This window comes from Xenophilus azovorans DSM 13620 (assembly GCF_000745855.1).
Lineage (GTDB): Bacteria > Pseudomonadota > Gammaproteobacteria > Burkholderiales > Burkholderiaceae_C > Xenophilus > Xenophilus azovorans.
The window spans coordinates 1-7,545 of the sequence record NZ_JQKD01000100.1 but is presented as its reverse complement, the minus strand read 5'-3'; the positions used below and the strand labels follow the sequence as shown (position 1 = coordinate 7,545).

Sequence of the window (7,545 nt, the reverse complement as noted above, 5' to 3'; positions counted from 1 at the left end):
TCGCCGCTCCTTCTTCGGGCGGCGCGCATCTGCCAACAATGCCAGCTCCACCATCTCGACGAACGGCGTCAGCTTCACCGGCGCCGCGCGGCGCTCGTACTTCGGCACCTGCGCCACCGGCGCTCGCAGGTACTTCCTCACCGTGTTGCGCGACAGGCTCGTCGCCCTCGCAATCTCTCGCACCGATTTGCTCTCGCGGTGGTGCATCCGCAGGACCTTGCCAATCATGGCCATGGTGATCATTCCTGGTATCCCGCCGCTTAAAAAAGCAGCAGGGTAGGCTGAACACCCGGGTCAAATTTGAACCGGCACAACCCTCACAGATGGGTCAATTTTCGGCCGGCGCCAACAGACAGAGGAATCTCCGCCGCGCCGTGAGGCGGAGCCAGCAGCGTTTTGCATGGGTTGGTTCTCAGGTATCGCTGGCGCGCCAGGTGGGCCAGGAGACCGTGCACGATCACCTTGGCCTGGCGATGGGCCGCAGGCGAGAGCGCGCCTTCGAGCGGACGCCACTGGGGAGACCAGCGCGGATGGGCGCGCGAGCCGCACCAGTGCGCGGGCGGTGCCTTCAGGAAGTCAAAGTAGGCGACCAAGTCCTCGGCCTGCAGGGATGAGAGCGCCTTACCGCGCTCCAGCACGGCCCACAGAAGCAAACGCTCGCCTTCACGACGATAGCTGCGCTGGGTGGCGTTCAGGGGAGTGGTCGCACTGCTGTCCTGCCCAACCGGCGCCACGCCTTTTGCATCGATCCAGGCTCGGACCGCCTCGACATCGGTGCGGGCTGCGATAGCGCAGTGATCACCCACCCCTCTGTTGTCCCCGTGCCGGCCGTCGAGGTGCTGCGGCGGCACGAACTTCTCCAGGGGGCGCACGGCCGACCCCGGTGCGACGAGGCTGCGCCGGACTTCATCGGACAACTGGCGACGCGGCGTGATGGCGTATTCGCCGATGCTCAGTTGCAGCAGCGGCGCGTGGGCGCGCAGCCAGTCCGTCAGCCGAGCCGCCTTGTGCCGGCCGATGCCGGGCACCGCACGCCACCAACGCGCGCCAGCTTGATTCATGGTGTCCGCCAGATCCTGCAGTGTCAGCAAGCCGGCATGGCGCAGCCGGGTGGCCAACGCTGGGTTCAGCCAAGCTTGCACGCCGTCGAGCGGGCGGGGATCGTGAACGACCAGATGCTCTAGCCAGCGCAGCGCTTCAAGTTGGCGATCGATCAGGCGCGCCCGCCGGTTGCTGGCGCCTCCTGGCATGCCGCCCCGCCCTGCCCCGCCAGCCTGCGGATGGGCCTCGACGTAGGCCTCGAGCTGTTCTTCCTCGGAGAAATCCTCCAGGCCGTTCGCAAGCGCAAATTCCTCCAAGCTGGGCAGCGTGGGCGCCACACGCCGCGCAAAGCGCTCGGGATCAAGCAGGATCAGCCGGGCCGTTCCCGGGCGTTGTTCCCGACGCGCGGCAGCGGCGAAGGTGTCCTTGATCCACTGTATGGTGCCACACACCCGGCGCCGATCGCCTGGCTCACCTTCCTCATGCAGGTAGCGCTCCCACGCCAAGCGCTCGTCCATGCCCTGGATGAGCGCACGCATGAAAGCAAAGTGGCCGCGGTGCAGCCGGCGGGCCCCTTCACCAGTACGCACGGAGGCGCTCACCCTGCCCCCTAAGACGGCTCGGACTCAATAATCATGATTGCCATTTTATGCCGCCCAATTCAGCTTGACAGAGTCCACGCACTCAGATTGTCTTATTTATCAACAGCTTAGAGGTCACTGCCCAAGCCAGTTCTGGTTTGAAGTTCGCTGTGGAACTCGCCTTGCCGCCACTCGCGTCGTTGGTTTCAATTATTAAGTGTGCGCTTGCACACATTATGAAGAAATCCCAACGCCTCTCACAATACGGCTTGCGTCCCACTCAGAGCTTGAGCTTTTGCAAGACGTCCTCGATCGACCGGAGCACCTGATCCAGTGGAACGGCGGCCAGCCCTTCCGGAAGCAGTTCGACAGTCACGCCACCCTCCTTAGCGCGGCTGGCCTTGCCCAGGCGCACGTCGCCGGCCTTCAGGTCCAACCGATCGACCTTGCGAGGCGTCGGGGCGATGTCAAGCAGTCGCGCGAGCACAGCTGACGCCGAAGCGCCCTGCCCTCTCAGCTTCTCGGCCCGCTTCAGAACCGACCTCGCGTCCTTTTCGAGCGCTGCGTGGAGTTGCTCGGCGTGCCGGTGGCCGATGTCCAGCGGGCTGCGGAAGCACTCGACGATCGCTTGCGGCAACTGCGCGACCTGCAACGTCTTGCGGATCCACGTGTGGCTCACACCCAGGTGCTCCGCCAGCTTGCGCTGGGTCGGGAACAGTTGCTCGTCCAGGGCGCGTTGGTACATCACCCCCTGTTCATAGGGAGACAGGTCGGCCCGTTCGCGGTTCTCCCGGTCCATCGCGGCAAACAGTTCGGGGTCGTTGAGACTACCCTCCCAGATGCAGGCGAGCACCGGGATGCCCAGTTCCAGGCAGGCGCGGTGCCGGCGGTGGCCGAAAACCAGTTCATAGCGCCCCTGCTCCCCGGCGAGTTCGCGCACGAGGATTGGCTGCACGTTCCCGCCCGCCTTCTCGATGTCGTTCTTCAAGCCGGCAAACGCGGCCGTCTGGAAAGAAGCTTCGTGTCGATTGGCCCAGCGGCTGGGTTGAACGAGGCGCGGATCAAGGCGCCGGCTCGGCATTGCGCCGTCGAAGCGTTGCAGACGATCGCGCAGACCCGCGAGTTCACCTTCTACCGCCTGCATCTGCCCGCGAAACGCGAGCATCTGGCCTGGGCCAGTGCGAGGGACCGGCGCGCTGGTGCGCGCCGGCGGGAAGCGAGTGTCGCCGCCTTGCGCCGCTGGCGATGGCAGATGTGCGGGACCAGGCTGGCCCGAGTCGCCGGGCGGTTGCGGCGGCGCCGTGTCGTCTCCCGGCAGCACCAGGCCGGCAGTCAGTTCTTCCAGTCGCTTGCGTGTGTTTGCCATGCTGTCAGTTCTCCAGTGGGAACCCGGTTTCCACATGAATACGTTGTTTCGGCGCCAAAGCCGCCCTGATGTGCTGCTGGACGTGGGTCCCGTACGACTGGGTGGGAGCGCGCGCATCTGCTGGCGCGTGTGGAAACCCGGTTTCCACGTCCCGCGTCGCCCGTGAAGGCGTCATCCGGGAAGGCCGGGCGAAGGGACTCCCATCTCGCTCCTCCGGTCGGCGAGCGACGGAAACCGGGTGTCCACCGCACCTGAGTGCGAGAGAACGGGTAACCAGTGCAGCGCCACCCCGCCGCTTGTGCAAGGCCGTGGAAACCCGGTTTCCACGGCCAACCAGCCAGCCCGGCTGGGGCCGCACGGGCGGCCCAGGGAGCGGTAGCGACTAGCGCTTCCGCACTCCAGCCGGTGGAAACCGGGTTTCCACTGCACCCGTCATCGGCTCGCTGCGCCCGGGCGGGACAACGACACCTGTTCAAGGCGTATACGACGCGCTTGGCCCCACGGCTTGGAGAAACTTCTGGAAACCGGGTTTCCACAGGCACCAGCTTCTTCGATCTCCCGGACCGCTCGAGCAGCGACAACACTTCGGCCGGATTCGCTCCGCACCGGGCGCGCCCCGCATGAGCGCATGGAGACCAGGGTTCCACATGCCGAGCGAACGTGCACGTCGACTCCCCGCGCGCGATCACGCCCGCAAAGGGGGCGGGCATCTCTACATGCGCCGCCGCTCGGGAAGTGGAAACCCGGTTTCCACCGCAGGCGCCGCTGCCCGGCGCTAGCGCCGTCAGGGCACTGCAGCGTGCGCCCAAGACACCCGGCGACCGTCGTTCGGTGGTCCGAAGGGGCCGCTGGAAACCCGGTTTCCACAGGCAACCGCCGAGCACCCGGCCCGTCATACCTCAGATCCTGCGCCATCCGACCAAGCGCCCACGATGGACTGCTCGACCAAGTCGACAAAGGCGTCATAGGCATCCACCGCCCGCTTGTAGGTCTTGGCCGAGCCTTCGTATTTCTGCACGTCGTAGACGGTGGCGAATTCGGCCGCCTTGTTGCTCGTGACGCTGGTCTTTGGGATCTCGACCGGCAGCGTGAACTCTCCGTACGTGGATTGGATCCATTGGCGCACGGCCGGCATGGCCGGATCGGCCGAGTCGACACGGCTGAGCAGCACGTGCAGAAAATCGAAATGCTTGCCGCGCCGGTCCTTCGACTGTTCATCCAGGTTCGCGCCGAGGTCGGCCAGCAAGGCCCAGAACTGCGCGGAGGAGGCGAAGTCCAGCCCCGAGGGCGGCACCGGCACCACGATGCCGTTGGCCGCCCACAGCGCATTGATGGTCACATAGGACAGGGAGGGAGGGGTGTCGATGACGATGACGTCGTACAAATCGCGCACGCTGTCGAGACCGGCGTTCAGCACGTTCCAGAATTCGGCGTCGCTTTGCCGCATCTGGCGCGCGGGCAGCGCGAACTCCGCGGAGAACAGGAAGGGCGCCGCCGCCACCAGATCGATGCCGTCCCAATAGGTGGACCGGATGGCGTAGCGGATGTCGTCCTCGGCGCCGTCGCACAGTGGCGCGATCGTCATGTCCTCGCTCACCTCCGCTTCCGGCAACAGGCCGTGCAGCGTGGTCAGCGAACCCTGCGGGTCGGTGTCGATGGCCAGCACACGGTGGCCGCGCAGGCTCAAGCCCTGGGCCAGGACCATCGAGGTCGTGGTCTTGGCGACGCCCCCCTTGAAATTGCCCACGGCGATGGTGACGGCCGGCCGCCCGGCCGGGCGCATCTTGTCCGCCCGGTAGGTGCGCGTCCAAGCGCGCAGTTCGGGCAACTCGAAGATGCGCTTCCCGCCCGTCGGGGTCAGGCGCCCCGAGGGCAGATCCTCCTTGGTCAGCCGGTATGACACATGCGCCTTGTCCACACCGCACAGCGCAGCCAGCTGCGCTGTGCTGTACGTCGGCGCAATCTTCCTGGCCTCGGGAGCCAGCAGCCGGCCACGGATCTGCTCGACCATCGACCCCGCCCGCGTCGCCAATCCGGCGATACGAGGCATGTCGATGCGGGGCCGAACTGAAGGAGTGGGGCCGACGCTGGAAACCAGGTTTCCCGCGTCCAAGGGGAGGGTAGAGGCCATGTGAGTGAGTGGAATCTTCAACGGAATATTCCTATTCTATGGAAAAGTGTCTAATCAACACATAGCCAATGAACGAACGGGATTTTCTGGTCCGTCAACTGTGAGAACGCTTGGGGAACCCCCACACTCTTCACACCTCCCATGGCCACCCATTTGGGCAAAAGTGGCGCTCGGAGGAGCGTCCAGGCGATCCGACGCGTCCGGCGACTCCATCAGCAGGCCCGTTCGACCCCCTCTGAGGCCCCCATCCCAACTCCACTCACCAAAAACCCCATTGCGTCTCACAACAATGACTCGGGAATCCCAGATTCACTCACATCAATTCCCATCCGATCTCACATTGAAGCCCAACGGCTCTCACAGAACATGCTCTAACCCATTGTTCTGTATGACGATTCCAGAACGGCAATGTCTTCAACTACTTCAAGTGTTCAACTCAATCTAACAAGAGTCGCTGTCGAGGCAATGTGAATTGACGATTTCACAATATTGATCCAAGATGCCAACCCCTACATCCACAAGTCATCATGGACGAGTCGCTCGTTCCCGCGCCGCGTCCCCAGAAGCCCCAGGACGAGCAAAGTCTGGCGAAGGCCAACGAGGCCATCGCCATCCGCCCCAAGCGTGGCCGGCTGACCCTGCTCTCGCGCCGGATCTACAACGCGTTGCTCTACCATTCGCAGCGCCAGGGTGTGGACGAGCCGATCTACAAGCTCCCCCTAAGCGAACTCATCGGGGACGCGCGCTTCAACTCTAACAACACCGACCTGCTCAAGTCGCATCTGAGGGACATGCAGGCCACCACGATCGAGTGGTCCACCAGCGCCACCGGGCAGCGCCGCTGGGTGTCTTCGCAGCTGCTTGGCACGGTGAGCATCGAGGAGCAAGGGCGGGGGCGCCCGTGCATCGTGAGCTGGCGGTATCCGGAGGAAATCAAGGAACGCCTGGTCCGGCCGCACCAGTACACGCGTGTGCTGCTGGAGATCAGTGGCCAGATGCGCAGCTACTCGGCCGCGGTGCTGTACGAGATCGGCGCGCGCTACCTCACGTCGCCCGGGCGGCTTTCGATGCGCGAGGACGTGGTGTGGTGGGCCGCCGTGCTCACCGGCCGCAGCGACATCACTGAGGTCGACTACCGCTTCCTCAAGCGCGACGTCATCAGCAAGGCTCTGGCGGAGGTCGATGCCCTGTGCGAAGATTTCAGCCTGGAGCTCATCGAGCACAAGCGCGGCCGCAAGATCGAGGAGATCCAGTTCCGGGTCGTGCCTCGCGTGCAGCAGCGCATCGGCGAGGTCGACGCCGCGCAACGCAATGTCTTCGACTTGGAATTGGTGGGCCGGCTGATCGAACTGGGCATCAAGCAGGACGAGGCCCAGGACATCTATGCGACCACCGATGAAGGACAACTGCGCGCCACGCTCGAGCATGTCCGCCAGCGCTTGCGCAACCAGGCGCTGGCGCCCTTGAAGTCGCCAGCCGCCTATTTCAAGGACGCCTTGCGCAAGGGCTATTCAGGGGTCAAGAGCAAGAGTGCGGCCGCACCCGCCGAACTGCCCGCACCGGCGCGTGGGCCCGTGGCGTCGGCGCCCGTGAACGAGGCGGAGCGCTCACGGAGATTGCATGAACTCTGGGAGAACGAGCGCATGGCCCGGGCCCGCGAGATGTTCAGCGAGATGTCGCCGGAGCAGCACACCGAATGGCGCGAGCGTTTCGAGTCCTCGCACCTGGAATCGCTGGCGCCGCCCATTGCTCGCGCTTGGCGCCGCGACGGACCGGCCAGCCGCATCGCGGGCACCAGCTTTTTTCGCTGGCTGGCCCGCCAAACCTGGCCCGAGGAGCCGTCCGACCGGGTGTTATTGGACTTTGCACTGTCACGCGGCGTCACTGGCCTGTAGACGGACCTGATTCCGGCAACATCGCCAGCGTGCAGCGGCGCAAGCAATGCTGCATGCCGCGCCAAAGAGGATCGAAGGCCCAAGGCCGGAATGCACTCAGCCTCGCGATAGACCAGTGCGCTGTCGTCGTGACGACGACCGGCGCGTCCCTTGTCTCGTCCTCCCCTTCTTGAATTTGTCCACGGGGCTCCGGCCTTTTCTTGCACGGACGAAGGGCGGCGCTCCTTGTATCTTTAAGCCTCGGACCGGCTCGGGTAGCCCGAGCGGCCTCTGGGATGCGTGAAGCCCGTGACTGAGCACTGGGCGCCTGAGCCGGACCGTCCTTTCTTGCAGCCCGAACGGTTGTAGGAACTTGAAGTTCGCATAGACAAGGATGGGAGTGAGAGGACGTGTCCGACTGTGTTTTTATCGGTATCGATGTCTCCAGCCAGACGCTGGAGGTCGCCAGCAGCGACCAGGCCAAGACCTGGCAGCTCGCCAATGACGTCAGCGGCATCGAGCAACTCGTCCACCAGGCCATGGCCCTGGCGC

4 protein-coding genes and 2 pseudogenes are annotated in these 7,545 nt (G+C 64.8%); 2 read left to right on the top strand and 4 right to left on the bottom strand.

Annotated elements, in window-relative coordinates; translation table 11 throughout:
- The 4 genes and pseudogenes from Q392_RS25895 to Q392_RS25875 all read right to left on the bottom strand — a co-directional run.
- Positions 1-234: pseudogene (locus Q392_RS25895) on the bottom strand (IS21 family transposase); the annotation flags it as partial.
- 83 nt (positions 235-317) lie between these two features.
- Complete coding sequence (locus tag Q392_RS25890) at positions 318-1,580, bottom strand: phage integrase family protein (protein ID WP_084217416.1); 1,263 nt, start codon at positions 1,578-1,580, stop codon at positions 318-320.
- Between the two features lie 322 nt (positions 1,581-1,902).
- A complete protein-coding gene (locus Q392_RS25885) occupies positions 1,903-2,988 on the bottom strand; it encodes a ParB/RepB/Spo0J family partition protein (protein ID WP_084217415.1) in 1,086 nt (361 codons plus the stop codon).
- A gap of 892 nt (positions 2,989-3,880) precedes the next feature.
- Positions 3,881-4,999 (bottom strand): AAA family ATPase, encoded by a 1,119-nt coding sequence (locus tag Q392_RS25875; protein WP_245610825.1) that lies wholly within the window; start codon positions 4,997-4,999, stop codon positions 3,881-3,883.
- A 647-nt stretch (positions 5,000-5,646) separates the two neighbouring features.
- Here Q392_RS25875 and Q392_RS25870 point away from each other — a divergent pair.
- Both Q392_RS25870 and Q392_RS34255 read left to right on the top strand, forming a co-directional pair.
- Complete coding sequence (locus Q392_RS25870; protein WP_038215214.1) at positions 5,647-7,014, top strand: replication initiation protein; 1,368 nt, start codon at positions 5,647-5,649, stop codon at positions 7,012-7,014.
- Between the two features lie 389 nt (positions 7,015-7,403).
- Positions 7,404-7,545: pseudogene (locus tag Q392_RS34255) on the top strand (IS110 family transposase); the annotation flags it as partial.